General features: G+C 58.9%; 27 protein-coding genes. 7 read left to right on the forward strand and 20 right to left on the reverse strand.

Going from position 1 to position 26300, the window contains the following annotated elements:
• Positions 1 to 72: 72 nt before the first annotated feature.
• The 11 genes from GS611_RS17950 to GS611_RS18000 all read right to left on the reverse strand — a co-directional run bounded on the left by GS611_RS17950 (position 73) and on the right by GS611_RS18000 (position 10283).
• On the reverse strand, positions 73 to 1050 hold the full coding sequence (locus tag GS611_RS17950; RefSeq protein WP_171637714.1) for a GlxA family transcriptional regulator: 978 nt from the start codon (positions 1048 to 1050) through the stop codon (positions 73 to 75).
• 5 nt (positions 1051 to 1055) lie between these two features.
• Positions 1056 to 1949, reverse strand: a complete 894-nt coding sequence (locus tag GS611_RS17955) for a homocysteine S-methyltransferase family protein (RefSeq protein ID WP_171637716.1) — start codon at positions 1947 to 1949, stop codon at positions 1056 to 1058.
• 11 nt (positions 1950 to 1960) lie between these two features.
• Positions 1961 to 3013, reverse strand: coding sequence for an alcohol dehydrogenase family protein (locus GS611_RS17960; protein WP_171637717.1), 1053 nt, complete (start codon positions 3011 to 3013; stop codon positions 1961 to 1963).
• A gap of 45 nt (positions 3014 to 3058) precedes the next feature.
• Positions 3059 to 3301 (reverse strand): hypothetical protein, encoded by a 243-nt coding sequence (locus GS611_RS17965; protein WP_171637719.1) that lies wholly within the window; start codon positions 3299 to 3301, stop codon positions 3059 to 3061.
• A gap of 16 nt (positions 3302 to 3317) precedes the next feature.
• On the reverse strand, positions 3318 to 5765 hold the full coding sequence (locus GS611_RS17970) for an FAD-dependent oxidoreductase (protein WP_171637721.1): 2448 nt from the start codon (positions 5763 to 5765) through the stop codon (positions 3318 to 3320).
• A 15-nt stretch (positions 5766 to 5780) separates the two neighbouring features.
• Positions 5781 to 6161, reverse strand: coding sequence for a GFA family protein (locus GS611_RS17975; RefSeq protein ID WP_171637723.1), 381 nt, complete (start codon positions 6159 to 6161; stop codon positions 5781 to 5783).
• Positions 6162 to 6165: 4 nt separating this feature from the next.
• Positions 6166 to 6789: a LysE family translocator gene (locus tag GS611_RS17980; RefSeq protein ID WP_171637725.1), complete on the reverse strand. Its 624-nt coding sequence runs from the start codon at positions 6787 to 6789 to the stop codon at positions 6166 to 6168.
• The gene (locus GS611_RS17985; RefSeq protein WP_171637727.1) at positions 6789 to 7358 is read right to left on the reverse strand and encodes a helix-turn-helix domain-containing protein; all 570 of its coding nucleotides are present in this window, start codon (positions 7356 to 7358) and stop codon (positions 6789 to 6791) included. Before GS611_RS17985 ends, GS611_RS17980 begins: the two co-directional genes overlap by 1 nt.
• A 333-nt stretch (positions 7359 to 7691) precedes the next feature.
• Positions 7692 to 8441, reverse strand: coding sequence for a hypothetical protein (locus GS611_RS17990; protein WP_171637729.1), 750 nt, complete (start codon positions 8439 to 8441; stop codon positions 7692 to 7694).
• 141 nt (positions 8442 to 8582) lie between these two features.
• The gene (locus tag GS611_RS17995) at positions 8583 to 9038 is read right to left on the reverse strand and encodes a GAF domain-containing protein (protein WP_171637731.1); all 456 of its coding nucleotides are present in this window, start codon (positions 9036 to 9038) and stop codon (positions 8583 to 8585) included.
• Positions 9039 to 9110: 72 nt separating this feature from the next.
• Positions 9111 to 10283, reverse strand: a complete 1173-nt coding sequence (locus GS611_RS18000; RefSeq protein WP_171637733.1) for an acetyl-CoA C-acyltransferase — start codon at positions 10281 to 10283, stop codon at positions 9111 to 9113.
• Between the two features lie 102 nt (positions 10284 to 10385).
• Here GS611_RS18000 and GS611_RS18005 point away from each other — a divergent pair, with 102 nt between their 5' ends.
• The 3 genes from GS611_RS18005 (at position 10386) to ggt (ending at position 12989) form a co-directional block, all read left to right on the forward strand.
• Positions 10386 to 10724: an STAS domain-containing protein gene (locus GS611_RS18005; RefSeq protein ID WP_171637735.1), complete on the forward strand. Its 339-nt coding sequence runs from the start codon at positions 10386 to 10388 to the stop codon at positions 10722 to 10724.
• Between the two features lie 21 nt (positions 10725 to 10745).
• Positions 10746 to 11195 carry an ATP-binding protein gene (locus GS611_RS18010; RefSeq protein WP_171637737.1) on the forward strand — a complete coding sequence of 150 codons (450 nt, stop codon included), beginning with the start codon at positions 10746 to 10748 and terminating at the stop codon, positions 11193 to 11195.
• Positions 11196 to 11411: 216 nt separating this feature from the next.
• Positions 11412 to 12989 carry a gamma-glutamyltransferase gene (gene ggt, locus GS611_RS18015; protein ID WP_171637739.1) on the forward strand — a complete coding sequence of 526 codons (1578 nt, stop codon included), beginning with the start codon at positions 11412 to 11414 and terminating at the stop codon, positions 12987 to 12989.
• A gap of 35 nt (positions 12990 to 13024) precedes the next feature.
• Here ggt and hspQ read toward each other — a convergent pair whose 3' ends face one another.
• Entirely contained in the window at positions 13025 to 13351 is a 327-nt protein-coding gene (hspQ, locus tag GS611_RS18020) for a heat shock protein HspQ (protein ID WP_050604943.1), read from the reverse strand.
• An 80-nt stretch (positions 13352 to 13431) separates the two neighbouring features.
• Between hspQ and GS611_RS18025 the strand changes: the two genes are divergently transcribed.
• Together GS611_RS18025 and GS611_RS18030 are read left to right on the forward strand one after the other, a co-directional pair.
• Positions 13432 to 14313, forward strand: coding sequence for an AEC family transporter (locus GS611_RS18025; RefSeq protein ID WP_171637741.1), 882 nt, complete (start codon positions 13432 to 13434; stop codon positions 14311 to 14313).
• Positions 14314 to 14374: 61 nt separating this feature from the next.
• Positions 14375 to 14956: a lytic transglycosylase gene (locus GS611_RS18030; RefSeq protein WP_152459251.1), complete on the forward strand. Its 582-nt coding sequence runs from the start codon at positions 14375 to 14377 to the stop codon at positions 14954 to 14956.
• A 14-nt stretch (positions 14957 to 14970) separates the two neighbouring features.
• On the opposite strand, the gene GS611_RS18035 is transcribed toward GS611_RS18030, so the two are convergent.
• The 4 genes from GS611_RS18035 to GS611_RS18050 form a co-directional block, all read right to left on the reverse strand.
• Entirely contained in the window at positions 14971 to 15567 is a 597-nt protein-coding gene (locus GS611_RS18035; RefSeq protein WP_170345603.1) for an outer membrane lipoprotein carrier protein LolA, read from the reverse strand.
• A 39-nt stretch (positions 15568 to 15606) separates the two neighbouring features.
• A complete protein-coding gene (locus tag GS611_RS18040; RefSeq protein WP_171637743.1) occupies positions 15607 to 18528 on the reverse strand; it encodes a DNA translocase FtsK in 2922 nt (973 codons plus the stop codon).
• Positions 18529 to 18542: 14 nt separating this feature from the next.
• Positions 18543 to 19724, reverse strand: a complete 1182-nt coding sequence (locus tag GS611_RS18045; RefSeq protein ID WP_171637745.1) for an aminotransferase class I/II-fold pyridoxal phosphate-dependent enzyme — start codon at positions 19722 to 19724, stop codon at positions 18543 to 18545.
• Between the two features lie 108 nt (positions 19725 to 19832).
• The gene (locus GS611_RS18050) at positions 19833 to 21161 is read right to left on the reverse strand and encodes an amidase (RefSeq protein ID WP_171637747.1); all 1329 of its coding nucleotides are present in this window, start codon (positions 21159 to 21161) and stop codon (positions 19833 to 19835) included.
• Between the two features lie 53 nt (positions 21162 to 21214).
• Between GS611_RS18050 and GS611_RS18055 the strand changes: the two genes are divergently transcribed.
• A complete protein-coding gene (locus GS611_RS18055) occupies positions 21215 to 22477 on the forward strand; it encodes an FAD-dependent monooxygenase (protein WP_253285129.1) in 1263 nt (420 codons plus the stop codon).
• Here GS611_RS18055 and GS611_RS18060 read toward each other — a convergent pair.
• The 4 genes from GS611_RS18060 to GS611_RS18075 all read right to left on the reverse strand — a co-directional run bounded on the left by GS611_RS18060 (position 22474) and on the right by GS611_RS18075 (position 25102).
• Positions 22474 to 22659, reverse strand: coding sequence for a Trm112 family protein (locus tag GS611_RS18060; protein WP_171637749.1), 186 nt, complete (start codon positions 22657 to 22659; stop codon positions 22474 to 22476). The two genes, GS611_RS18055 and GS611_RS18060, sit on opposite strands and share 4 nt — an antisense overlap.
• The gene (locus tag GS611_RS18065; RefSeq protein WP_171637751.1) at positions 22656 to 23297 is read right to left on the reverse strand and encodes an LON peptidase substrate-binding domain-containing protein; all 642 of its coding nucleotides are present in this window, start codon (positions 23295 to 23297) and stop codon (positions 22656 to 22658) included. Before GS611_RS18065 ends, GS611_RS18060 begins: the two co-directional genes overlap by 4 nt.
• Before the next feature lie 27 nt (positions 23298 to 23324).
• Positions 23325 to 24239, reverse strand: a complete 915-nt coding sequence (gene trxA / locus GS611_RS18070; RefSeq protein WP_171637754.1) for a thioredoxin — start codon at positions 24237 to 24239, stop codon at positions 23325 to 23327.
• A gap of 74 nt (positions 24240 to 24313) precedes the next feature.
• Positions 24314 to 25102 (reverse strand): exodeoxyribonuclease III, encoded by a 789-nt coding sequence (locus GS611_RS18075; protein WP_171637755.1) that lies wholly within the window; start codon positions 25100 to 25102, stop codon positions 24314 to 24316.
• A gap of 243 nt (positions 25103 to 25345) precedes the next feature.
• Here GS611_RS18075 and GS611_RS18080 point away from each other — a divergent pair, with 243 nt between their 5' ends.
• Complete coding sequence (locus GS611_RS18080; protein WP_171637758.1) at positions 25346 to 26164, forward strand: DUF2189 domain-containing protein; 819 nt, start codon at positions 25346 to 25348, stop codon at positions 26162 to 26164.
• Positions 26165 to 26300: the final 136 nt, after the last annotated feature.

A 26300-nucleotide genomic window follows, 5' to 3' on the forward strand; every position in this document is an offset into this window, starting at 1 on the left:
GTCAGGTTTGGCATAGATTGCCATGAAAGATCGACGGCAAATGCATCAAAAGCGTCACAGAATCCGAAGTTTTCACCGATGTGATGCGGCTCGCTTTTGCCGGCGTACGACAAAGGGCGTGACCCCGAAGAAGCTTTTGTACACGGACGAAAACCCGTTCGGAAAACCACAGGCCAATCCAATTTCGCGTACGCTCATCGTGGTGTTCAGCAACAGGTTATTTGCCTTGGCTAGTCGCATTTCCCGGTAGAATCCGTTGGGAGTGGTTCCAAAAAAGGTTTTGAACTTGCGCTCGAGGGACCGGTTCGACAGGTGCAGCGATTCGACGATCTGATTGATAGGCAGGGGGTCCTCGATATTGGCCTGCATGAGCTTTATGCACTGATCCAGCTTCGAATCGCCGGTCGCCGTCAACTTGGCCCCCGAGAACGGTTGCATCGAAGCGAAATCGCGGATGTTCTCATGCAGCATGATGTCGGCCACGGTCATCTTCGCAGGCCCCGAGATATGGCGCCCGATCACCGCCAAGGCGATATCCGTTGTGGCCTCCATCCCGGCACATGTCACAACCGCGCCCTGTTCGGTTGCGATCGACAGTTTGGCTTCGAACCGGGCGCCGCGTTCCCGCAGGAACGATGCGTTTTCCCAATGGGTTGCCAAGTCGGCTGTTCCCTGCTCGTCGATATAGCGGCTGGCGGCTTCGGCCAGCAGGAACACCTTGGCGTCCCGGAAGGTATAGTCCGACACCACCCGCCCCAACGACAAATCCGGATGGTCCGGGTCTGAATTGCCGATTACGAACAGGTAATCCGCCCTTGGCTGTGGCAGCACTGCTTCTGTTTGAACCACGGCGTCACTGCTGCTGGCAATCGGGCCACCTTTGAGCGAGCGATAGGTGAAGGAGAACGGAGGGCTTGGGCATACGCGGTTGGCCAGCCTCAATACCTCTACCAACGACGCCAGCTCCAACAGCACGAAACCCGGCGCGACAAGGATGTCGAAATGCCGGATGGCCTGCTTTGGAGCGTCCGAAGTAGATTTTGCCGCCATTTTCTTCAAACGATGTTATGACCGGCGGCCCGCAACCGGTTCGCCAGTTCTTCGATATGATCCGGCCCGATTTCGCAGCACCCGCCAACAATCGTTGCCCCCTGATTGATCCACCGCATCACCTGATCCGCATAAGCCCTGGGGCCAAGGTCATGCCGTTCTTGCAGGGCATCCACGGTCGGCGCATCCTGAAGGAAATCATCCGTAATATGCGTGAAGCCATTGGCGTAGGCCCCGTAAGGCCGGTTCATGCCGGACAGAACCTCGAGCGCCGCCGGGATCGCCTCGGGGCGCGAACAGTTGATTAACACGGCATCGGGCGAAAACTCCTCCATCAACGGCGCAATGTCCGCCAACGGTTCGCCGGACCTGAGAAGGCTGCCATCGCCATCATTGACCGACAGGGACAGCCAAACCGGTTTTCCGCATCCGACCGTGCCACGCAATGCGCCCTCGGCCTCTTGCACCGAGGACACGGTCTCGATCAAAAACAGATCGACCCGCGCGGCCATCATGGCCACAAGTTCAGCGAACTTTTCAGCCGCATCCGCAGGGTCCGGGTTAAGGTCGGGGCGATATGAAGCGAGCAATGGCCCCAGTGCACCCGCGATCCGCCCCCCGGTTTCCGTGCGGGCGCGTTCGGCCTGTGTCAGGGCGGTGTCGATCAGGGTGGGCATCTGATCCTCCATCCCCACCCGCACCAGGCGAGAGCGATGGACGGCATAAGTATTGGTTGTCGCGACCGTCGCACCCCGGCTGAAATAGTCGCGGTGCACTTCCGCAACCAAATCGGGGTGATCGATCATCACGCGCGTCGACCACAGCGGTGTCGCCCGGTCGCCACTGCGTTTTACCAGTTCCTGCCCGATAGAGCCGTCCAAAAGAGTGATATCTGCCATGTCATTACTCCTCAGGGCACCAATACCAGTTTTCCCGGAAGAGTCTTTGACTGAAAATCAGCCTGTGCAATACCAATATCCTTCAACGGATAGGTCCGGGAAACCAGTGGCTTGATCCGTCCGGTATTCACCAGTTCGACAAGACGGGCAAAGACTTCGGGCGCCTGGTGCGTGCACCCATGTATGGTGATGTCGCGCAGATATATGTCCCGCAGATCAGCTTCGACAATCGGGCCTGCTATTGCCCCCGAAACGGCATAGTGCCCGCCGGATTTCAGGGAAAGGATCAGCGACGGCCAGGCCGGGCCACCCACAACATCGATCACCACATCGAACATACCCTGCGGCAGCGGGTCGTTCCGGTCAAACGTATTCTCGGCCCCCTGGGATTTCACGATCTCGGCTTTCGTGCCCGCTGTTACAGCCCAAACCGACGCCCCGCGCAGGGCGGCCAGTTGCACCGCCGCCAGCCCGACGCCGCCCGAGGCGCCGGTAATCAGAACCTTGTGCCCGGCAGTCACGCCTGCGCGGGTCAGCAGGTTTTCCGCCGTCCCGAAGGCGCAAGGAATGGCGGCGATTTCCACGTCCGAAAGAGGCGAGGCGCTGACGTCATAGAGATCATCGGCTTCAACCAGACAATACTGGGCAAAGGCCCCATCGATTTCGGAACCAAGCGCAATGAAGCCCTGCGGGTTTCCCGGGCGCGGACGCGGCAGGTTTATCGGACAGGTCACGCGCTGCCCGGGTTTGAAGGCAACACCCGGCCCAACCTGTTCCACGATGCCACAAAGATCTCCGCCCCGAATGCGGGGAAAGTGCAATGCACCGCCCCAACCGCCCGCTTCGACCTTCTGATCAACGGCATCCGTCGCACCGGTGACGCCCGAGGAATACCAACCGACCCGTGTGTTGATATCCGTGTTGTTCACACCTGCGGCAGCGACCCGAACAAGAACTTGCCCTGCCCCGGGTTCAGGAGCCGGAATATTATCACGCCATTCCAGAACCTCGGGTCCACCGTGATCCGTCAGGTAAACGCCCGACATGAAATTGGGAATCGTCATCTCAGACCTCATCATCCGAATGTTTCGGACTGTGGCTCGTGATCCTCAGCCCACATCAACGCGATCCACATCAACAAGGAAACCAACCCCGCCTTCCGGACAACAGAATGTCCCGGCATGGCTGTCGTGGCGATGAAGGCCAAGTGCGAAGCTGGCCTTCACGTTGTCTTCCATCAGTGTGTAGGCTCCGCCCGTGTCCTGACCGGAAACTTTCACGAAGGTATGGTCGTTTTCCCAGTCATAGTTGGGACCTTCACCAGGTCCCATCTTGGAATATCGCGGGCGCATGGGGGCCTCCTGTTTGTCAGGCGCGCAGCCGCTCGTTTGCGGGATCCCACAGCGGCTGATCCTCCTGTACCACGGCGCGGCACTTCTGGCCGTAGATTTCAACCTCGAGCTCGGTACCGGGGTTTGCAAGTTCTGACTTGATCATGCCCAGCGCGATGGATTTGCCGACGCGGTAACCCCATGCGCCGGAAGTGGTCTCGCCCACGATCTGATCGCCCTGCCAGATGCACGACATGTAAGGCGCATCGCAATCACCTGCGTCGACAGTCAGGGTGACGAACGACTTTTTCACACCCTGCTGCTTTTCGTTCAGGATTGCAGCCTTTCCAGGGAAGTCCTGTGGCTTGTCCAGTTTGACAAACCGCTCCAAACCCGCTTCCAGCAGCGAGTAGTCGGTGCTCAGATCACCCTTCCATGCGCGATAGCCCTTTTCGATGCGCAGGCTGTTCAGCGCATACATGCCGAACGGCTTGGCCCCGGCGGCAAGGATCGCGTCATAGATCGCGGGCATGTGCTCGTTCAGCGCGTGCACCTCCCAGCCCAGTTCGCCAGCAAAGGACACGCGGATCAGGTGGGCGGGTTGCCCGGCCACGGTGGCAGCCTGATGGGTCAGCCAGCCCAACGAAAGGTCGGCATCGGTCAGACCCGACAGGATCTCGCGCGATTTCGGCCCGGTCACGATCAGGGTGTCGCGGGTGGTGGTCACGTCCTCGACCGTGACGCCCGCAGGCATCGCGTTCATCAGGATGTCGCGGTCGTGCCATTGCGCGGTGGCGGCGGTGATCATCACGAAATCATCCTCGCTCAGGCGCATGCAGGACATCTCGGTCAGGATGCGGCCGCGATCGTCGGCGATGTAGACCAGGTTGATCCGCCCCACCTTGGGCAGGCCGCCGGTGACCAGCCCGCGCAGCGTCTCGGCCGCGCCTTCGCCTTTGACGACGAAGCGCGAGAAACCCGGCAGGTCGAGCACGCCGCAATGGTCGCGCACAGCTTCGCATTCTTCCTTGATCCGTTGCTCCCACGGGCCCGAGCGGCCCCAGGTGTGGGTGCTTTCCTCGGAGGTATCGTCCCCCGGCTGCGCAAACCAGTTGGCGCGCTCCCAGCCATTATAGGCCCCCATAACGCCACCCAGTTCCTTGACCTTGGCATGTACCGGCGACAGCTTCTTGTCGCGTGCGGCGGGCCATTCGTGATAGGGGAAGTGCATGGCGTATTCGTTGCCATAGACCTCCATACCCTTTTGGTTGCAGTAGTCCTGATCGGTGTAGTCGGTATAGCGGCGCGGATCGACGGCCCACATATCCCATTCGGTGGCGCCATCCACGATCCATTCGGCCAGTACCTTGCCCGCGCCGCCGCCCTGGGCGATGCCGAAGGTGAAGGTATGCGCCTCAAACGCGTTCTTGACGCCGGGCATCGGGCCGATCAGCGGCAGGCCATCGGGCGCATATGGGATCGGCCCGTTGATCACGCGCCCCACGCCCGAGGTCGCCATCAGCGGCACCCGCTCCATCGCATCGGCGACAATGTCCTCGATCCGGTCGAGATCGTCGTTCCACAGCTGGAACGAGAAATCTTCGGGCATCTGGTCGTCCTCGGTCATCCAGTGCCCCTTGCAGTTGGGCTCGTAGGGGCCGAGGTTGAAGCCGTTCTTCTCCTGCCGCAGGTAGTAGGAGACATCCACGTCGCGCAGCAGCGGCAGCTTGCCGCCGTTTTCCTTCGACCAGGCCTCGATTTCGGGGATTTCCTCAGTCAGCAGGTACTGGTGGCTCATGACCATCGCGGGCACGGTGCGGCCACCATAGGGCTTGAACCATTCACCCACACGCTGGGCATAGTAGCCCGCGGCGTTGACGACATAGTCGCAGCCTATATCGCCCTTTTCGGTATGAACGGTCCAGGTGCCGTCGCCATGCTGGGTGACGCCAGTTGCCGGACAGAAGCGGATGATCTTCTGGCCCATGTCACGCGCGCCCTTGGCCAGCGCCTGCGTCAGTTGTGCCGGGTCGATGTCACCGTCGGTCGGGTCATACAGAACACCCTCAAGATCATGAGTTTCCAGGAAAGGGTAGCGTTCCTTGGCCTGCTCCGGCGTCCACATCTCCATCGGAATTCCCTGATAGCGGCCCATCGACATGGCCCGCTGGAACTCCTGCATCCGTTCCTTGCTGTGCGCCAGACGGATCGACCCCGAAACATGGTAGTTCATCGGATAGTCGACCTCTTCGCCCAGACGCGAATACAGTTCGGTCGAATAGCGCTGCATGTTCATGATCGCCCACGAGGTCGAGAAGGTCGGAACGTTACCGGCCGCGTGCCAGGTCGAGCCTGCGGTCAGTTCGTTCTTTTCCAGCAGAACGCAGTCGGTCCAGCCTTTCTTGGCCAGATGATACAGCGAGGAAGCCCCCACCACACCGCCACCGATAATGACCACGCGTGCTTTTGTCGGAAAATCACTCATGAGTTTTGGTCCCTGTTACTGTGCCCGTTGGGGCAGATCGTCCGTGATGTCGTAATAGTCGCCCTTGTCAGCCACAAAGATGTGCCTCGAGAGCTTTTGGCCCGTGGGCGCATCGAACGCGCCCATGGCAATCGAAATCGTGTCCTCTTCGGTATGTTGCCAGAAGAGGAATGAACCGCATTTGCTGCAAAACCCGCGCCGTGCGATGTCTGATGCACGGAACCACTTCAGCGTGTCGCGGGCCGAGAAACTCAGGTTGTCCTGATGGGTCGTGGTCGAGGCCCAGACGTGGCCGGATTGCTTTCGGCACTGCCCGCAATGGCAGACCGAAGGCGGTGAAAGGTCTCCGTCGATGGTGAATGCAACTGAACCGCAAAGGCAGGACCCTCTGTACATAAGATTACCCCCTTGCCGCAGGCGCGGTGCTGGTTCCCAACAACACGCCGTAGATTATGAAACAGGCCGCCATCACCCGGCGCACCCAGATGTTGAATACTGCGCCTAGTGCCGCCTTGCCCATCAAGGCGCCCAACACGGTGAAACCGGTATAGCTGAGCGTGGTGATGATCAGCGCGGTTGGCATAATCACGACCATCTGCTGCCAGATCGGCACGTCCGGCTGCACGAATTGCGAAAACGCGGCCAGATAGCCCGCGACGCTTTTTGGGTTGATCGTGGCCACTGCCAGCGCGTGCAGATAAACGTGCCGGGCCGGGCGTTCCGAGACCGGAGCGGGCTTGCCGGCATTCATCCATCCCCGCAGGCCCAACCAGATCAGAAAGCCCGCACCGACCAACTTGGCCACGAAAAACCCGGTCGGAGAAGCCGCAATCAGGGCTGTGACGCCCAGCGCGGACAGGATCAAAAACATGCTAGCCTGCGTCAGTATGGCCAATACACCCATCATGGCCTTTAGAAACGGCAGGCTCATCCCGTTCGAGATGCAGTTGACCGCGTTAGGCCCCGGTGTGGTGACGAATACCACCCAGAACAGCGCGAAAATGGACCACGCCTCGAATGACATCAGTACACCGGCGGAGCAATGACCCAGATGGCCACTGCAGGCTCTTCATAGGGGTTGGCCCATTGATAAGGTTCATGTTTGATCCGAAAACTGTCGCCCGGCCCCACCCGGAATTCACGCGACCCGATCGTCAGATTCAATCGACCTGAAATCATATAGCCCACTTCCTGAGTCGGGCGGTTGGCCGGTGTCTGCATCCGTGAATTTGGCTCGAAAGTGGAATGCACCATTTCGAAATCATCAGTCAGATCCGGCGACAGCAACTCTTCGATCAGCCCTTCTTCGCCCGACCCCATCGGGCGACGCGACCCGGCGCGCACAACGTAGCCCAATTCGTTCGCAGGGGCGGCTGAATGCGCAAACAGCATCGACATTGGCACGCCGAGGCATTCGGCAATCTGGCGCAGGTCCGAGATTGAAGGCTCGGACAAATCGCGCTCGACCTGGCTCAACCAACCGACAGAGCGATCCAGCCGAGTTGCGATCTCGGTCAGGGTCAACCCTCGGGCCTTGCGCAAGGCCCTCAGGTCAGCACCAAGGGTCGCGCTTTGGGGGGCTTGGCTGTTCACAGGCCGCTCCGAATCTTGTGAAATTCTTCCTTCGTTTTTCACGATGAAGCAAGCCGGTGAAATTTCCAAGCGTTTTTTCACGCCCGGTTTCATTTGGGTGTCGATCATCATCGTGTGCGAAAGACAGAATTGAGGAGCAGAAGGCGCACAGGCCCCTGAAACACCAGAATAACCGCAGGGGCGCAGCAGCCGGATTTCAGTGTTTGCCGTACAAGGGCTTCATTTCAAAAAGACAGCACATATCGTTGCCCCGTCGTGCTGCGGCGACATGGGAAACCCTTCGCGACAGAAACATATCTGGAAAAGCCTGGATCGTGCAAAGCCCGCCCGGCCTTAGAATTGAAGACCGGCAAAAACCTTCACTTCATCCAACACATGTTGAGGCCAACGACGGGTGAAACTGTCGGCGATCGTTTCGCGCTTTTCCGGCTCAAGCCCGGCAAGCAAGCTGGGAAAGCGGCGGCGATTTCTGGGCAGCGTCCACATTTCGATACCATTTTCGAAACAGTAACGGGCAAAACGCACATCGACGAACTTCTCGCTGCCTTCCATGTATTCCAGTGTCGGGAACAGCGACCCGGACACCATGACGGTTCCGGTTCCCAGCTGGTGCACCCTGGTCGAGTAGGTCAGCCGTTGGTTCATACGCAACAACGTGCGCTGCCGTATCGACTTGGGCGTCGGGTTTGTGAACGTCGTGGCATGATAGCCGAAGACACGCTTTTCCAGTCCGACGCCCCGCGCCCGGCGTATGGTCTGACGGACATAGTTGTCCGCATATTCGATATCATCGTCGACCAGAAAAACGGTATCTGCCGGATCCGGTTGGAAAATGAACTTGCCGACATCCTTGTAATCCCGGTCGGGGATCACGGCGGTGACGTTGTCGAACTCACCCAGAAAATCGGGAACTTCCTGATATTCGTTCAGGCAGATGAAAACTCTGTCGACCTGATGCGCGATGCTTGCCACCGAATGGGGCAATACGCCGATGCGATCCGGGAATGTCGCCATATGGGCGCGTCTGATCCCTTTTCGAGGCGCTTCATCCGCGACCGTCGGATTGATGTCAGACTCTTGCATCCCTGAGAAACACCCCAAAACGAAACTTCGCTATGGATTCTGATATGAGATCGCTTCGAAGCCTGCAAGATGAAGTCAGCCGGGCCCTTCATTCGCCCGGGAATCCCTTGGGTTGATGCACATCCGCAACGACCGCAGCGGTCAGTGCCCGGCAAACACTGCGGTCAAAATGCCTTCCAGATTTTGCGCATCCTGTTGCGTGAAAGCATCCGGCTGGTCGCTGTCAATGTCAAAAACGGCGAGGACTTGTCCCGACGAATCCCGCACGGGCAGAACCAGTTCGGACCGGGTTGAGCTGGCGCAGGCGATGTGACCCGGAAACGCATCGACATCCGGCACCAGTTGCGTTTCGCCCGTTCTTGCGGCGGCACCGCAGACGCCCCGTTCGAACGGGATGACCAAACAACCATGCCCACCCTGATAAGGGCCGATCTTCAGAACGCCCGGTTCGGTGACACGATAAAACCCGGTCCAGTCAAACCGATCGTCGGAATGGTGAACCTCGCAGGCGACAGTCGCCATAAGAGCAACCTGGTCCGTTTCGCCTTCGGTCAGGGCCGCGATGGTTTTGGCAAGCGTTTCATAATCGGCAGTCATTGATTGCAACCCCTTCGGATGGTCGGGGGCACGGCCCCCGAACCCCCGGAGTATTTGGAAAAAGATGAAGGGTCAAACGCGTTCGATGGCAATGGCCGTGCCTTCCCCCCCGCCAATGCAAATCGCCGCGACGCCCCGTTTGAGGTTACGTTTTTCCAGCGCATTCAACAACGTAACGATGATGCGGGCACCCGAGGCACCGATGGGATGGCCTAGGGCGCAGGCGCCGCCATTCACATTCACCTTGTCTCGTGGCAAGCCCATTTCGTGCATGAAAGCCATCGGCACAACCGCGAAGGCCTCGTTCACTTCCCACAGGTCGACGTCATCCTTGCTCCAGCCAATGCGTGACAAGAGCTTCTGCGCCGCCGGAACCGGAGCCGTCGTGAAAAGGCCGGGGGCCTGAGCATGACTCGCATGCCCCAAAATCCGGGCCCGAACCGTCATGCCCCGCGCTTCGGCGGTTTCTGTCGACGCAAGAACCAGCGCCGCCGCGCCGTCCGAAATCGAAGACGAGTTGGCGGCCGTCACCGTACCGTCCTTGCGGAACGCAGGCTTCAGCGTCGGGATCTTCTCGGGGCGGGCGGATTTTGGCTGCTCATCTGTCTCCAGCAGAATTTCACCTTTGCGCGTCCGGACGGTAACGGGTGTGATTTCCTGATCGAATGCGCCATTTTCCTGCGCAGACAGCGCGTTGGACAAAGATTGCAGCGCGTATTCATCCTGTGCTTCACGGGTGAACTGATACGCCTCGGCACAGTCTTCGGCGAAAGTCCCCATCAGGCGGCCTTTGTCATAGGCATCTTCAAGGCCGTCGAGGAACATGTGATCAACCACCTGACCGTGGCCAATGCGGGCACCGCCGCGCATCTTGGGAAGAAGATAGGGCGCGTTGGTCATGCTTTCCATGCCGCCCGCAACCATCGTATCTGCATGACCCAATGCAATTTGGTCGAAGGACATCATAGCGGCCTTCATCCCCGAACCGCACATTTTGTTCAGCGTCGTGGCGGGTACCTCTTCGCCCAATCCCGCCGCGAATCCGGCCTGCCGCGCAGGTGCCTGGCCCTGCCCCGCCGGCAAAACGCAGCCCATCAGCACTTCGTCGACCGTCTGCACCCCTGCCTGCTGCAAAGCCGCGCGGATTGCTTCGCCCCCGAGGTCAGCCGCAGCAACACCGTCAAACATGCCCTGAAACCCGCCCATCGGTGTACGGGCGGCCCCTGCTATAACAACGTCTCTCATCCGGGTTTTCCTCCTGCTTTCGGGCTCTTGAATACCGAATGGTAAGAATTGCCGTCTAGCGTATTTCTACGACTCAATTTCAGTTTGGAAGGCGGCAGGATCATGGGGCTGACCAGCAAGACAACCGGCGAAACTCAGATCATCACCGTTCATGCCGACCGGATCGATGCTGCAATGGCCATTCAGTTCAAGGAAGACATGCGCACCAATACCGAGGACAGCGCTCATCGCGTTGTGCTGGATCTGTCCGATGTCGAGTTCATTGACTCCAGCGGTCTGGGTGCAATCGTTGCTTCAATGAAACAGCTGGGAAAAGACCGGAGGCTTGATCTGGCCGGGTTGCAGCCAGTGGTCGAAAAAGTCTTTCGCCTGACACGCATGGATACGGTTTTCAGACTTTTTGAAACTCTGGATGACGCGTTGTCAGAGACAGACGCCTGACGGCAGCAGGGGATAGATGGCGTGGAGCCGATTGAAAACAAGACCTGCCTGGAATTGACCTTCCCTGCGACGGAATCAGAGGCCAGCGAGGGCATTGCAAAGCTTAGCGTCGGTCTGGCGGAACGGGGATTGCCCCCGCATAAAGCCGGCGATGTGAAGATTGCTTTGGCTGAAGCCATCAACAACGTCGTGGAACACGCTTACAATGGCATCGCCGCGGCCAAGGTTCAGGTCACCTGCCGGCTGGACAGGGATCTTCTGGACATCTTGATCTCGGATACGGGGCGCCCGCTGCCTGGATACCGACTTCCGGATGGCACCCCTGCTCCGATGGGAACGGATCTACAGGACCTCCCCGAAGGTGGGTTCGGCTGGTTCCTGATCCATCGCCTCACCAGTGATATCCGGTACGAGCGGCGCGGTGGATGCAATCGTCTGTCCCTGCGGTTTGATTTTGAACCCAACGGGTGATCGACCACAATTGGTCACAATAAGGTCATTTTCGAAACATTGTCGCGCCGCAAACAACCACCATACAGTGACTCGTAGCTCAGATAGCTTCCCTCGGCGCCACATATCACAGCCCCCACCCAGTGAATGGCGCCGAGGAACTTCCCATCCTGAAATCGCTGGACAATCGCTGATCAGTGAATAGCTTTCTCTTGTTCTAACGAGAGAGAATTCGCCATGCGTGATCTGCATAATCCGGGCCGATCCGAAGTTTTTGCCACGCAAGGCATGTGCGCAACGTCGCATCCACTGGCGGCCAAAGTGGCCATCGATACCTTGGGCCAGGGCGGCAACGCGATGGATGCCGCGATTGCCGGGGCTGTTCTTTTGGGGATTTGCGAACCACAGATGACCGGATTGGGCGGCGATTGCTTCGTTCTGTTCAATCGTGCCGGCGAAAGCAGGATACGCGCGCTCAACGGATCGGGCCGCGCACCGGCTGCCGCGCAGTCCCAGATGTTGCGCGATCAGGGCCTGTCATCCGTACCTCTGGGCGTGCCGGATGCCGTGACCATTCCCGGAGCCGTCGATGCCTTTTGCCACCTGGCCCAGACCGAGGGTCGCCTGGGCTTGGGCGCGATTTTGAAACCGGCGATTCATTATGCTGAAGCGGGTGTTCCGGTGGCTCCTCGGGTCGCTTTCGATTGGAAATCAGGTGCCGCAACACTTCAGGGCGCCGCCCGCGACCACTATCTGATTGACGGGCAAGCCCCGTCGATCGGGCAGGTTTTCCGTGCGCCGGGACAGGCGAAGGTATTGCGCCAGATCGCGGCCCACGGGCGCGACGCGTTCTATTCAGGTGAAATCGCCGATGATATGATCACCGCGCTTTCGGAAAGGGGTGGTGTCCATTCCGCTGAGGACTTTCATCACACAAGATGTACTGAAACGCAGCCGATACATGGGGCCTACAAAGGTGTGGATCTGGTGGAACATCCGCCGAACGGTCAGGGCGCAACCGCGATTTTGCTACTGAATATCCTCAAGCATTTTGACATGGCCTCGATGGATCCATTCGGAGCGGAGCGTATTCATATCGAAGCCGAGGCCACCAAACTGGCCTATGACGCTCGAAACCGGTTCATCGCGGATCCCGACCACATGGCAAGAGTAGAGCGCTTTCTGGATCCGGATATCGCTGCCAGACTGGCTGCTTTGATCGATCCCCAAAAGGCGATGCCTGCTGCGGCGCCTCTGACCGAAGCGGTTCACAAGGACACGGTTTACATCACCGTCGTCGACCGCGACCAAATGGCTGTTTCGTTGATCTATTCGATCTTTCACAGCTTTGGATCCGGTATCGCGTCGGGAAAATACGGCATATTGCTGCAAAACCGCGGGGCAGGATTCACATTGCAGCCCGGCCACCCCAACGAACTGGGCGGCGGCAAACGCCCGATGCACACGATCATTCCGGGAATGTTGGCGCAGAACGGTCGGGTCACGATGCCATTTGGTGTCATGGGCGGCGCCTATCAGCCAACCGGACACGCGCGCTTCGTGTCAAATCTTGTCGATTTCGGGCTTGGGTTGCAGGAAAGCATCGATGCGCCACGCGCCTTCTTTGACAGATCGGTTCTGAAACTGGAGCGTGGCTACAGCGACGAGATCGCGAAACAATTGTCCGATATCGGCCATAATATTGAGATGCCAGAAACACCACTTGGCGGAGCGCAAGCGATCCGAATCCGAAAAGACGGTGTTTTGGAGGGTGCCAGCGACCCACGCAAGGATGGCTGCGCCCTTGGATACTGATCTGCGGCAGACTTACGCCCGCCGGTTCGGCGCACTTAGTTCAGGTGGAAATGCAGGGGGTATGCACCATCTTCGAACGGTCCGAACATATTGGGAATATCCGGGTGCTCGACCGGTTCGCCTGAATAGTCTGCAACCAGATTTTGTTCTGAAACATAAGCAACATAGAAGGATTGGTCGTTCTCGGCCAGCAGATGGTAGAACGGTTGCTCTTTCCTTGGGCGGCTGTCTTCCGGAATGGCCTGATACCATTCTTCGGTATTCGAAAACTCGGGATCCACGTCAAAAATCACCCCTCGAAAAGGGTGTTTCTTGTGACGAACCACCTGGCCCAAGCCGTATTTTGCACGTGTCTTTAGCATTGTATCAGCCCCCAACGCTTTTTTTACCCGTTTCCGGGCGGAAAAGCCAATCATTGATGTGAAAATCAGGGAAACAGTCTGTGAACCTTATACTGACAGTGTTCGAAATCGTGGCGCCGGTTTTTCTATTGGCGGCTGTTGGTTTTACATGGGTTAAGCTGGGTTTCGAATACCGCCTGCAATTCGTCACCCGCTTTGCAACGATGCTGGCAATGCCCAGTCTGATCTTTGTTGCCCTGATGCAAACCGAGATCCCGGGCAATGATCTGTCACGCTTCACAATGGCGACACTGGTCGCAAATCTGCTGCTGGCGGTGTTGTTCTGGCTGATCGCTCGAGGGCTGAGACTGGACCCGCGAACATACCTGTCGCCTTTGATCTTCGGCAATACCGGAAATCTGGGCCTGCCGCTGTGCATCTTTGCCTTTGGTCAGATTGGTCTGGGATATGCTGTTGTCTTTCTGTCAGTTACCGCATTGTTTTCTTTCACTTACGGGATTTATCTGGTCGCCGGGAAAGGGGCGTGGGGACAGGTTGCGCGCCAACCAATGGCCTGGGCGACGATCCTTGGCGCAGTGTTTTTGTGGCAAGGATGGCAGACGCCGACATTTCTGACCAACACGCTGGAGCTTTTGGGGCAAATGGCCGTCCCGCTGATGTTGGTCACGTTGGGTGTGGCAATCGCCCGCCTGACTTCGCACAGCCTGGGGCGGGCGCTGTGGCTGTCAGCGCTGAAACTGGCGGTGTGCTTTGCGCTGGGATGGGGAATCGGACGATGGTTTGATCTGGATACGATCGCATTAGGCGTTCTGGTTCTTCAAATCTGTACGCCGGTTGCCGTAACCTCTTACCTGTTGGCCGAACGGTTTGGGGCCGATTCCGACGCCGTCGCCGGCATGGTCATGGTGTCCACCGTGCTTTCCGTTGCGGCGTTACCGGCTATTCTGGCTATCATTTTATAGCGATTGTGATTTCCTAAGCGCTCAATCTGCGCTAGAATACACAAAAAAAGGCACGAGGCACATGAGCAGAATTCTTTTCGTACTCCTAGGGGTGCTGCTTCTGGCATCCTGTGGGGGCGGCTCTAAACAGCCGCCCAGCAGATTAAACGATGCGTGCAGTATTGCGCGTGAAAAACCCGACTATATCAAAGCCTTCAAGAACACCGAGCGCAAATGGGGCGTTCCGGTTCACGTTCAGATGGCGACCATCTATCAGGAAAGCCGGTACAGGCATGATGCGCGCACTCCGCATAGATATGTATTGGGCGTCATCCCAATGGGCCGTCAAAGCAGCGCTTACGGCTATGGTCAGGCACTGGACGGCACGTGGGAACAATATCAGCGCGAAACAGGAAAACGTCGGGCCAAGCGCGATCGCATTCGCGACGCCTCGGATTTTATCGGCTGGTACATGAACAAAAGCTACGAGCGTAACGGTATCCACCCGGCAGATACGCGCAATCAGTACCTGGCCTATCACGAAGGCCATACAGGCTACGCCCGTGGCAGCTACAACAGCAAATCCTGGTTGTTGAACGTTGCCAATGACGTGGACGCACGCGCACAACTATATCAGGCACAGTTGGCGAACTGCCGGTATTGATACGTACAAGCGGGTCAGCGATTGCCTGACCCGCTTCTCTTTTTGTCCGAGAACAGCTTCTGATCAAGGCGACCGCCTTCATTCAGGGCGCCCAGCAATACCGTCGTCTGGCTGCCCGCATTGTCGTGAATCACCCACTTGCGCAGCTCGACCGGATTGTCCGTGAACATCAGTTCGATCCGACCCGCTTCGGGGTTCTTGGGATCCTGCGCGGTGACGACGGTGGCCGTGCCGTCAAAGCTGTGACCTACAACCATATTTGCCTGGCTCAGGTTCACGTTTCGCGCCAGCACGATGGACAGTGGTGTGCGCTTAAGCGGGTATTGCTCGGGCGGCTGGTTCGATTTCGGATCAAAGATCTGAACACTTCCGGATCTTGCCAGCACCACGGCACTGTTGGGTGGGTCATATTCAAACCGCATCTTGCCGGGGCGCTGCATCCACAGCTTGCCGGTGCTCAGCGAGCCATCGTCATTCACCTGGGTGAATGTCGTCTGAACCGTCTTCAACCCGTTCAGGTAATTGGAAATCTGCGATAGCGGCAGCTTCTCCGCCGCCCATGCGGCGGGTGCGGCCAGTGTCAAAGCAAGGGCAAAAGCAATCTGTTTCATGCGGTACAGATAGGTCTTCTGCCCTTGTTATTAAATATCCTATTGCTCGGGGACGAGGATTTCGCGTTTCCCGACATGATTTGCTGACGAAACAACACCTTCGTCTTCCATTTGCTCAACAAGCCGTGCAGCTTTGTTGTAGCCGATGGCAAGTTTTCGCTGAATATACGAGGTCGAGCATTTGCGATCCTTGATCACGATTGCCACCGCCTGATCGTACAACGCGTCCTCTCCGTTCGTATTGCCGCCTGTGTTCAGGCCCAAAACGGCATCGATATTGTCAGCCTTTTCTTCGGCCGGACCGTCGACGACACCGCCAATGTAGTCCGGCGGACCAAACTGTTTCAGGTGGTTGACAACTTCCTCGACCTCTTCATCCGAGACAAAGGGCCCGTGGCAGCGGGTAATCTTGGCACCGCCAGCCATGTAAAGCATGTCGCCCTGCCCCAGCAGCTGTTCGGCCCCCATTTCACCCAGTATGGTGCGGCTGTCGACTTTCGACGTCACCTGGAAGGAAATCCGCGTTGGGAAGTTCGCCTTGATCGTACCGGTGATCACGTCGACCGAGGGGCGCTGTGTGGCCATGATCAGGTGAATGCCCGAGGCCCGCGCCATCTGTGCCAGACGCTGGATGCAGGCTTCGATTTCCTTTCCCGCCACCATCATCAGGTCGGCCATCTCATCGACGATGACAACGATATAGGGCATCGCTTCGGGCGCGAATTCTTCAGTCTCGAACGTTGGTTCACCGGTTTCATCGTCAAACCCGGTTTGCACCGTGCGGCTGAACATCTCGCCTTTGGCCAACGCATCCTTCACCCGGCCGTTATAGCCTGCGATGTTGCGGACGCCCATTTTGGACATCTTGCGATAGCGATCTTCCATCTCGCCCACGACCCATTTCAGGGCGACCACCGCCTTTTTCGGGTCGGTCACAACAGGCGACAGCAGATGCGGGATACCGTCGTAGACCGACAGTTCCAACATTTTCGGGTCGATCATGATCAGGCGGCATTCATCCGGTGTCAGCTTGTACAGCAGTGACAGGATCATCGTGTTGATCGCCACTGATTTACCCGAACCCGTGGTTCCCGCAATCAGCAAGTGCGGCATCTTCGCCAGGTTCGCCACGACGGACTCGCCGCCGATATCCTTGCCCAAGGCCAACGGCAGTGCCTGGTTGCCATCGCCGAAATCACGGCTGGCCAGGATTTCGCGCAGAACCACCATTTCGCGATTTTCGTTCGGTAGTTCGATACCGATAACCGAACGGCCCGGTAGGGTCGAAACCCGCGCCGACAGGGCCGACATCGAACGTGCGATGTCATCGGCCAGGCCGATCACGCGGCTTGCCTTCAGCCCCGGAGCGGGCTCCAGTTCGTACATGGTGACGACCGGGCCCGGGCGAACGCTGACGATCTCACCCTTCACGCCATAATCATCCAGCACATTTTCCAGCATCCGCGCGTTTTCTTCCAAGGCTTCATCGCTCAGATGGTGGCGCTGAATGCTGGCCGGATTCGACAAAAGGCCCAGAGGTGGCAGTTCGAAATCCGAGTGCCGCTCTTCAAAGGATAGTGCAGGCTGTGCCTCGGCCTGTGCGCGGCGAGACGGTTGCGGTGTACGGCGTACCGGTTGCGCGACCACGGGCTTGCGCGGTTCGGCTACCGGGATTTTCATCGCCGGGCGCGGTTGCAAAACAGCTTCTTCGACATCCTCGAATACCTCGTCCTCCACATCCGGCTCGGGCGCATAGGGGGTCTGCATAGGCGCGGGCGCGTTTTCAACCGGCGTGGATTCTTGCCACTCTGGCTTAACACCCGCTGTTACGGGTGGCTCGGGCGGCAGTCCTGCTGCTGTCACCGGCGGTTCCGCCGGCAAGCCATCGGGCTGGCTTGTGTTCAGGATCAGCGGCCCCGGGCGGCGGCCACGGCCTTTGGTCAGCGGAAGGTTCGGGTCGGGTTCGGGCGTCAACTCACCTGTGGCCACTTTGCGATTGCGCACAGCAGCCGAGATTTTCGAACGGATGCGATCCTCGCCCGGCATTTCGTCGAAACCCGCGATTGGTTCCGGATCGACCAGCTCTGGCTCAGGCATGGGATCGGGGCGCCTGATAAGTGACGGCATGCGCGCCAACAGACCGGACTTGACCGGAGGTTCGGGACTTTCCAGTTCGGGTTCTTCAAAGATTGGATCGGCATAAGCCAGATCATCCTCGAACACGGCTTCGGCCGCTGCGGTTCGCGCAAGTTTGCGCTCTTCCCATTGCGCGCGGCGATCTCGTGCTGCCTGCGCAGCCGAGGCTGCACCACGGCCCATCAGGGTCATCAGCATGTCATATGCCATCACCAGACCCAGCAAGAAGGCGCGGAAACCCCGCTTGACATCGGTTTTGGTGAAACCCAGCACAAAAATACCCAGCGCAATCATCCCGACCGCCATGGCCAGCGACATCAGCTTCACCAGAAAATGTGACGAAATCGGCAGCAGCGTCAGCAATGCGCCCATGACCGTATCGCCGAACAAACCGCCCAGACCATAACTGTGGGTCGCGCGCCAGTCTGCATCAGGAACGAGCGTCGCGGCATACACCGAGACGACGGCGATCCAGATCGGGGCAAAAATCAGACGCGCAATGGCGCGATCTTCCCCGAAATGGCCCGCAAACCGAAAACCCCAACCAATCAGAACCATTGCGATGCCCCAGCTTCCCCAGCCGACGATCATGAACAAGGGTGCGGCGATCGAGGCCCCAATCCGCCCCATCCAGTTCTGCACCGGCGCGTCGGTGGACACCATCCAGTTGGGATCATCGGGCGTGTAGGACCAGATCATCGCGGCCGCTGCCAAACCCAGCAGGATCAGGGCGATGCCAATCAACTCCTTGCTGCGTCGCTCCAGGGCTGCCTGCGTTGTGCTGTCCAGCAATGGATCGCGGTTGCGCGCGTTATATGATGCCATTTTGCCCTCGTACCTCACGAATAGATGCAGTCGCGGAGTGTGATCAGACCACGCTGCAACTCTGTTTTTGGGGCCACCAATGCAGCCCGGATAAATCCTTCGCCCGGGTTCTTTCCCGGATCGCCTTGTGAAAGATATGCGCCCGGCAGGACCCGGACACCGGTTTCCTTCCAGACTTTCAATGCGGTGTCTTCACCATTCTCGACCGGCAGCCACAGAAAGAAACCGGCCTCTGGCGCCATATAGCCCTGCACGCCTGCGAATACCTCATCCGCAATGGCGTATTTTTCCTGATACAGCGCGCGGTTTTCGCGAACGTGTTCCTCATCCGCCCAAACCTTTGCTGCGGCGGCTTGCAAGGGCAGAGGCAGAGGCGACCCGGCATAGGTGCGCAGCTGCTTGACCTGTTTGATCGTCTTTGGACCACCGGCGATAAGCCCCGACCGCAAGCCAGCCAGATTCGAACGTTTAGAAAGTGAGTTGAACAGCGTGATCCGTTCAGGATCAGCGCCCAGATCCTGCGCGACAGTCAGAATACCTGTCGGGGCTTCTTCACGGTAAATCTCGGAATAACACTCATCCGCAAAAATACGGAAATCGTACTGCTCGGCCAGACGGATCAGGTCGGCCCAATACTCGCGCGAGGCAACGGCCCCCTGCGGATTGGCGGGTGAACAGATATAGGCCACGGCGGTGCGGTTCAGCACGTCCGCAGGCAGGCCGGCATAGTCCGGCAGATGGCCCGTCGCGGCGGTGGCGGGCACAAAATAAGGCTGCGCGCCCACCGACAACGAGGCGACCATGTAGACCTGATAAAACGGGTTCGGGCACAGGATGATCGGCTGCTGACCGTTCTTCTGTTCCGGGCACAAAGCCATGGCCGCGTTGTATAGCCCCTCGCGCGTGCCGTTCAGCGCCATCACATTGGCATCAGGGTCCATCTGAACCCCATATCGCCGTTTGATCCAATCCGTGATCGCCGTGCGCAGGTCATCCGACCCTTCGTTCGGGGGATACCCTTGGAACCCGGCGGCGTTTTCCAAGATGACATCCGTCACCCAAGCCGGAAAATCATGTGTCGGCGCACCAATGGTCATGTGAACGACATCACCGCCCGGCTGGTGGTGATCCAACAGGGCGCGCAGACGCGGGAATGCATAAGCCGGTAGGTTCGAAAACCGCTCGGGGAAATCCATAATACTGCCTCAATATCGGGGTCATTGGCGCCCCGTTTTTTTGGCAGATTACAGCCCGGGTCCCTCTTCGTCCAGACAAAGAGGTTCCGAATCAGGGGATTGTGGCATTCAGGCCAGCACCGTTTCCGCTGCCGAACCCAGCCGCAACAACGCCTCTTCCGAGCCGGGATAGCCCAGCATCATCAACCCGCAGCCGGGCGTTCCGGTGGGCAGGCTCAGCGCCGCCAGCCCCATCAGATTGCCAATCCGCGTGTTCCGCAGGGCCAGAAGATTCTCGGTTACGTAATAGTCATGATCGCTGAGCAAGCGCTCCAGATTGGGCGGCAAAATCGGCGCTGTCGGTGCCAGAACCGCATCAAACCCGGCGGTTGCCGCGTCCCAGGCGCTGCGGCATGCCTTGAGTTTGGCCCAGGCCGCCACATAGTCGGGGCCCGAATAACCCATGCCAATGCGGAAGCGTTCGAGAATCTCGGGATACATTGCCTCGGGATTGGCTTCGATGACATCGCGCCACAGCCCATAGGCCTCGGTCGTGTATACGATGCTGGTCAACGTCATGGCCTCGTTCAACTCGGGCACTTCCAACGGCACGATCTCGGCCCCCGCGTCGGCAAGTTTGGCCGCGGCTTCGTCATATGCTTTGCGCGGTGTGTCGCGCAGGTCGTCCTTGGCAATGTTCTGCAAATCGGCAAAACGGCGCCCTTTCAGCGAAGCACCACGCAGATCGGCAGGTGTTCCCCCCTCGAGCAGAGCCAGCACATGCGCCGCGTCCTCGACCGAACGCGCCACAGGTCCAACCGTGTCGAAACGCAGGCACAGCGGCACCACACCTTCCAGGCTGAGCCGTCCCGCAGTGGTTTTCAGCCCCACCAGATCATTCCAAGCCGCCGGGATACGCACCGAACCACCCGTGTCCGAGCCGATGCCACACGCCGCCAACCCCCACGCGACCGAGGCCGCCGCCCCCGAAGACGACCCTCCGGGCACTGCTGCCTCGTCATGAATGCAGGGCGGGGTTTCGGTGATCGGATTCAACCCGAGGCCGGAAAAGGCCAGCTCGCTCATATGTGTTTTACCCAGGCAAACGGTGCCCATCTGAGTCGCATTGCGCAGCACCAGCGCATCCGCATCCGGCACGCGATCCTTCAACAAAGCCGAACCCGCCTCGGTCACGGTGCCGGTGGTGTCGAACAGGTCTTTCCAACTGATCGGGACGCCATCCAGCAGCGACCGGCGCAGGCCCAGTTGCGCGCGTTGCCGAGCGGCTTCCGCTTCGGCCCGGGCGCGGTCGTGGGTGACGCGGGCATAGATGCGGTCCCGATGCGGATGAGCGTCAATAGCGGACAGGTAGGTTTCTGTCAGTTCGACCGGATCGATCTGCCCCATGCCAATGCCACGGCCCAAATCACACGCGGTCATTGTCAACCAATCCTGCATCTCATCCCTCCTGGTTTTTTCGGCTGTGGGTGACGGTAGCGACAGGACTGCACATGGACAATCCCGAAAGGGCGCGCATATTGCAGGGCATGACACAGGCTTCTGACATACTGATCGTGGGCGGCGGGTTGAACGGCCCTGCTTTGGCGCTGGCACTGGCACAGACCGGTCATTCGGTCACGGTGATCGACGCGCTGGTCGAAAAGGTACGCAAGAACGCGGCATTCGACGGGCGCGCCTATGCGCTGGCTCTGGCCTCACAGCGGTTGTTGGATGCCATCGGTATTTGGGACCGCGTCGCGCAGCACGCCCAACCGATGCTGGAAATCAAGGTCACAGATGGCCATGCCGGGACAGGGCCATCGCCGTTTTTCATGCATTTCGACCATGCCGAGATCGAAGAAGGCCCGATGGGGTATATGGTCGAGGATCGCCACCTGCGCCGTGCTTTTCTGGACGCGATGGCCGAAGAGCCGCGCATCACCCAGGTAAGCGGCAAATCCGTCGTTTCGCAACAGACCGACACGGCCAACGTGACCGTGACGTTGGATGACAGCAAAACCCTGGGCGGCAGCCTGCTGGTTGGTTGTGACGGTCGCCGCAGCGGAACCGCGTCACGGGCCGGCATCAAACGCACCGGTTGGGATTACGGCCAGACGGCATTGGTCTGCGCCATCGAACATGAGCTGCCACATAATGGCATCGCGCATCAGTTTTTCATGCCACCCGGTCCGCTGGCGATTCTGCCGTTGACCGGCAACCGCAGTTCCATCGTCTGGAGCGAACGCACCGACAGCGCACAGCACATCAACGCCCTGCCCGAAGATGACTACGTGCAAGTTCTGCGCCCGCGATTTGGCGATTTTCTTGGCAAAATCAGTCTGGCGGGAGATCGTTTCACTTATCCGCTGAACCTGACCATATCCAATTCCTTCATCAGCGATCGCATGGCGCTGGTCGGAGATGCCGCGCACGGAATGCACCCCATTGCCGGTCAGGGCCTGAACGCTGGCCTCCGCGATGTCGGCGCTCTGGCCGAGGTCCTGACTTTGGCGGGACGGCGCGGCGAGGATATCGGCTCGTTGATGGTTCTGGAGCGCTATCAGGAATGGCGCCGTTTCGACACGGCCTCGCTGGCGATGGCGACGGATGTCTTCAACAAGCTGTTTTCCAACGACAACCCGCTGCTGCGGCTTGGACGTGACATTGGCATGGGGGTTGTCGGCGCTTTGCCCGGCCTCCGTCGCGGTTTCGTTCGCGAAGCGGCCGGGCTGACCGGGGATCTGCCCAAGCTGTTGCAAGGGCGCCCGATTTAATCCAGCTGTCGGGCCTCGTCGACCAGCATGACCGGAATGCCGTTGCGGATGGGAAAAGCCAAACCCGCCGCTTTTGAAACAAGCTCTCGCTTTTCGGCGTCATAGTGCAGGATCGTATGTGTCTGCGGGCAGATCATCGCCTCGAGCATGTGGCGATCAAAGGCGTGTTCAGGGTCGGTCATTGCAGTTTTTCCTCGTTTGATCCGCCGCGCATGGCGAATTCAATCAGCGTCACCAACGTTTCGCGCCGGGTGCGCAGGCAGGGGGCTTCCAGCAGGGCCTGTTTGTCCTCGGGGTCGAAATCCAGAAGCATCGACAGGGAATTCACCAAAAGTTCATCCTCTGCGTCCTTAAGCGAATCCCAGTCGGTGGACAATTGACGGGATGAAAAGAAACGCTCCAACAATGTCAGGAACGCGTTGCGGTCAAACTCGTTGTCTTTCTCGGCCTTTCCCAGATCACGGTCGAACCCGTCCCACGAGACCGCGCACCTCCGGTAGGGCGTGAACGAATCCAGCTCTGACATGACCCTGAACCGGGATATACCGGTCAACGTGATCAGGTACCGGCCATCTTCGGTTTCCGAAAACTGCGTCACCCGCCCTGCGCATCCGATACGGTGCAGCTTGTCTTCGTCATTGACCGAAGGATTCGGCTGAACCATTGCGATCAACCGTTCCTTGGTTTTCAGCGCGTCGTCCAGCATCTGAAGATAGCGCGGCTCGAATATGTGAAGCGGCAAGCGCGAACGCGGGAGCAGCAGCGCCCCGGGCAATGGAAAAACAGATACCGTTTCCGGCAGGTCGGCGGGATGCATCATGTACCCGACTCTAGCTCTGATGAGAGATTAGGCAAATATCATCGAACTGAGTTTGCGACGTCCGTTCAGAACAATCGGGTCATTGGGCTTGAGCGCATCGAAGATGGTGAAAAGCTGTGTCTTGGCTGCACCTTCATTCCATTCACGATCCCGGTGGAACAGTTCCAGCAATTGTGCCACGGCTTCTTCCACATTGCCGTTCGCGTGCAGCGCCTGCGCCAGATCAAAGCGGGCTTGATGGTTGTCCGGATCCGCCTCGACAGCTGCCGTCAGCTCGGCGACGGGGCCGGCATCTGCTGCCTGCTTTGCAAGCTCCAGCTGCGCATGTGCAGCCTCCAGCTCGGCCGATGTGGAGATCTCGGCCGGAGCGCCGTTCAGGATCGCTTCTGCCTGCTCCAGATCACCGGTGGCGATATGCGCCCGCACCAGACCACCATATGCAGCGGCGTGGTTCGGATCTTCGCCCAGAATTGCGGCAAAGGTCTGAGCCGCGTCCGCAGCCGCGCCTTCGGCAAGCATTTCCTCGGCAGCCTGCACAGCATCATCCAGTTGGCCCCCGGGGCTTTCCCCCCCTGCGGCTTCGATCACGCGGTCCACGAAGGCCTTGATCTCGGATCCCGGCAACGCGCCTTGAAACCCGTCCACAGGCTGGCCCTTGAAAAAGGCATAGACGGTCGGGATCGACTGGATGCGCATTTGCGCAGCAATTGTCTGCGCCTCATCCACATTGATCTTGACCATCTTCACCGCGCCTTTCGCGGCTGTCACAGCCTCTTCCAGCATCGGTCCAAGGGTTTTGCACGGGCCACACCAAGGTGCCCAGAAATCGACGATCACAGGTGTTTCCTGCGAGGTTTCCACCACATCGGCCATGAAAGTGGCCTCGGTCCCGTCTTTGATCAGATCGGTTGCTGGGGCGTTTCCGCCGTTCAGAAGGTCCATGGCAATCACTCTTTCGTTCGAACTTGGCCCTATATGCAGTCGCTTGTCCCGGAAACCAAGGGCTGAGTTGCGGATCAGACGTCGAAACTGGCAAAGACCGGGGCGTGATCGCTGGGTTTTTCCCATCCACGGGCGTCCCGCAGAATACGGCTGGAATGGCCCGCGTTCGAGATATCGGCCGTAGCCCAGATATGGTCCAGCCGGCGCCCCTTGTCCGCCGCATCCCAGTCCCGGGCGCGATAGGACCACCAGCTGTAAAGCTGCCCTTCCGGGATATCCTGACGGGTGATATCGACCCAGCCACCTGCTTCCTGTGTCTCGGCCAGATGCTCGACTTCGATAGGCGTGTGCGAGACGACCTTCAGCAGTTGTTTGTGTGACCAAACATCATCCTCGCGCGGGGCGATGTTCAGGTCGCCGACAAGGATGGATTTAGCCGGCTTTTCCGCACGGAACCAATCGCGCATATCAGTGAGATAGTCGAGCTTCTGGCCGAATTTCTCATTCACCTCCCGGTCCGGCACGTCGCCGCCCGCCGGGACATAGAAATTGTGGATAATGACACCATTTTCCAACCGCCCGGCAATATGGCGGGCATGTCCGAGACCCGCGAAATCCCTGTCGCCCACCTCTTCCATCGGCAGGCGCGACAGGATGGCGACGCCGTTGTAGCCCTTCTGCCCCCGCGCGATCATGTGGGTGTAGCCCAGTTCGGAAAACCCTTCGGTCGGGATCTTCTCAACCGGTGATTTGCACTCTTGCAGGCACAATACATCAGGGGCTTCTTCTTGCAGCAATTTCAGCACGATAGGCTCGCGCAGGCGAACAGAATTGATGTTCCATGTGGCAAGGGTGAAAGGCATGTCGGGGATTCCTTTGTCGCGATTGGCGCAGGTTAACGTGGCACAACGCCAGTTGCCACGAGAAAAGGCAGCCCCGATGCCAGGACCACAGACCGGCAGTTAGGCGGGCGTCACATTCGTGCTTTCCCTTGCCCTGATATCTCGCCTGATGCAGACTTGTCTGCGAATGAGGAATGTCTGTTTCACCGCTGGGTCTGTTCGCGAACAGACCGGCCCGGCACCATGCTTTGGGAGGAGTGTGTCATGGCATCCGAGACCGCAGGTTCCACGCCACCGGAAAACCTGACGCCGCAGCAGCGGGACATGCCGCAGGTCAACAAGATCACGACGGATGACATCAGGGCGTCGCTGAAAGCCGGGTTTTCCGACTTTCTGGCCCGCCCTGTCCTGAGCGGCTTTTTCGGTCTGTTCTATGCAGTTTTCGGAATTCTGCTGGTTTGGGTCCTGATCTGGCTTGGCCAGATCTGGATGATCATTCCCGCCATTGTCGGCTTTCCGCTGGTCGCACCTTTCGCCGCCGCCGGGCTTTATGAAATGTCGCGCCGCTTGCAAAAAGGCGAAAGCTTTGGCTGGGCTGAAATCCTCAGCGTCATGGCCAATCAACGCAAACGCGAATTGGGCTGGATGGCCTTTGTCACACTTTTCATTTTCTGGGTGTGGATCTACCAGGTTCGGCTTTGGCTGGCGATCACCCTTCAGAACGCATCCTTCTCGGATTTCGACGGGTTTTTGAACACCGTTTTCTTCACGCCGCAGGGCTGGATCTTCCTTGCCATTGGCACCTGTGTCGGCGCGTTCCTGTCAGCCGTACTGTTTTCGGTGACCGTCGTCGCCATGCCCTTGCTGCTGGACCGGGAAACCAACTTCATCTCTGCCATGTTGACCTCTTTGCGCGTCGTATCCGAAAGCCCGGCGGTCATGCTCGGCTGGGCGGCGATCATCTCGGTCACCATACTGCTGTCGCTGGTTCCAGCGTTTCTGGGCCTGATCTTTACCCTTCCGATCCTTGGCCACACCACGTGGCACCTTTACCAGCGCGCCGTTGCCCCGGCGGAAGGGTGAACCGCGGCAGAGCTCACCTCCGTCATTGGGCGAATATCGGTCAGTGCTGCTGTCTGCCTTCGTGTGGAAGCCGCCCCTCAGCAGCAAAAAAAGCCGGGCCATTCGGCCCGGCAGTCCAACAGGGAGGTACATGTCA

It is taken from the genome of Ruegeria sp. HKCCD6119, from assembly GCF_013110585.1.
In the GTDB taxonomy this organism is placed as follows: Bacteria; Pseudomonadota; Alphaproteobacteria; order Rhodobacterales; family Rhodobacteraceae; genus Ruegeria.

Excerpts from the sequence above, each read along its gene's own strand:
- GS611_RS17950 (WP_171637714.1), bottom strand. The coding sequence starts at position 1,050 with ATGGCGGCAAAATCTACTTCGGACGCTCCAAAGCAGGCCATCCGGCAT.
- GS611_RS17955 (WP_171637716.1), bottom strand. The coding sequence starts at position 1,949 with ATGGCAGATATCACTCTTTTGGACGGCTCTATCGGGCAGGAACTGGTA.
- GS611_RS17960 (WP_171637717.1), bottom strand. The coding sequence starts at position 3,013 with ATGACGATTCCCAATTTCATGTCGGGCGTTTACCTGACGGATCACGGT.
- GS611_RS17965 (WP_171637719.1), bottom strand. The coding sequence starts at position 3,301 with ATGCGCCCGCGATATTCCAAGATGGGACCTGGTGAAGGTCCCAACTAT.
- GS611_RS17970 (WP_171637721.1), bottom strand. The coding sequence starts at position 5,765 with ATGAGTGATTTTCCGACAAAAGCACGCGTGGTCATTATCGGTGGCGGT.
- GS611_RS17975 (WP_171637723.1), bottom strand. The coding sequence starts at position 6,161 with ATGTACAGAGGGTCCTGCCTTTGCGGTTCAGTTGCATTCACCATCGAC.
- GS611_RS17980 (WP_171637725.1), bottom strand. The coding sequence starts at position 6,789 with ATGTCATTCGAGGCGTGGTCCATTTTCGCGCTGTTCTGGGTGGTATTC.
- GS611_RS17990 (WP_171637729.1), bottom strand. The coding sequence starts at position 8,441 with ATGCAAGAGTCTGACATCAATCCGACGGTCGCGGATGAAGCGCCTCGA.
- GS611_RS17995 (WP_171637731.1), bottom strand. The coding sequence starts at position 9,038 with ATGACTGCCGATTATGAAACGCTTGCCAAAACCATCGCGGCCCTGACC.
- GS611_RS18000 (WP_171637733.1), bottom strand. The coding sequence starts at position 10,283 with ATGAGAGACGTTGTTATAGCAGGGGCCGCCCGTACACCGATGGGCGGG.
- GS611_RS18005 (WP_171637735.1), top strand. The coding sequence starts at position 10,386 with ATGGGGCTGACCAGCAAGACAACCGGCGAAACTCAGATCATCACCGTT.
- ggt (WP_171637739.1), top strand. The coding sequence starts at position 11,412 with ATGCGTGATCTGCATAATCCGGGCCGATCCGAAGTTTTTGCCACGCAA.
- hspQ (WP_050604943.1), bottom strand. The coding sequence starts at position 13,351 with ATGCTAAAGACACGTGCAAAATACGGCTTGGGCCAGGTGGTTCGTCAC.
- GS611_RS18030 (WP_152459251.1), top strand. The coding sequence starts at position 14,375 with ATGAGCAGAATTCTTTTCGTACTCCTAGGGGTGCTGCTTCTGGCATCC.
- GS611_RS18035 (WP_170345603.1), bottom strand. The coding sequence starts at position 15,567 with ATGAAACAGATTGCTTTTGCCCTTGCTTTGACACTGGCCGCACCCGCC.
- GS611_RS18040 (WP_171637743.1), bottom strand. The coding sequence starts at position 18,528 with ATGGCATCATATAACGCGCGCAACCGCGATCCATTGCTGGACAGCACA.
- GS611_RS18045 (WP_171637745.1), bottom strand. The coding sequence starts at position 19,724 with ATGGATTTCCCCGAGCGGTTTTCGAACCTACCGGCTTATGCATTCCCG.
- GS611_RS18050 (WP_171637747.1), bottom strand. The coding sequence starts at position 21,161 with ATGCAGGATTGGTTGACAATGACCGCGTGTGATTTGGGCCGTGGCATT.
- GS611_RS18055 (WP_253285129.1), top strand. The coding sequence starts at position 21,215 with ATGGACAATCCCGAAAGGGCGCGCATATTGCAGGGCATGACACAGGCT.
- GS611_RS18060 (WP_171637749.1), bottom strand. The coding sequence starts at position 22,659 with ATGACCGACCCTGAACACGCCTTTGATCGCCACATGCTCGAGGCGATG.
- GS611_RS18065 (WP_171637751.1), bottom strand. The coding sequence starts at position 23,297 with ATGATGCATCCCGCCGACCTGCCGGAAACGGTATCTGTTTTTCCATTG.
- trxA (WP_171637754.1), bottom strand. The coding sequence starts at position 24,239 with ATGGACCTTCTGAACGGCGGAAACGCCCCAGCAACCGATCTGATCAAA.
- GS611_RS18075 (WP_171637755.1), bottom strand. The coding sequence starts at position 25,102 with ATGCCTTTCACCCTTGCCACATGGAACATCAATTCTGTTCGCCTGCGC.
- GS611_RS18080 (WP_171637758.1), top strand. The coding sequence starts at position 25,346 with ATGGCATCCGAGACCGCAGGTTCCACGCCACCGGAAAACCTGACGCCG.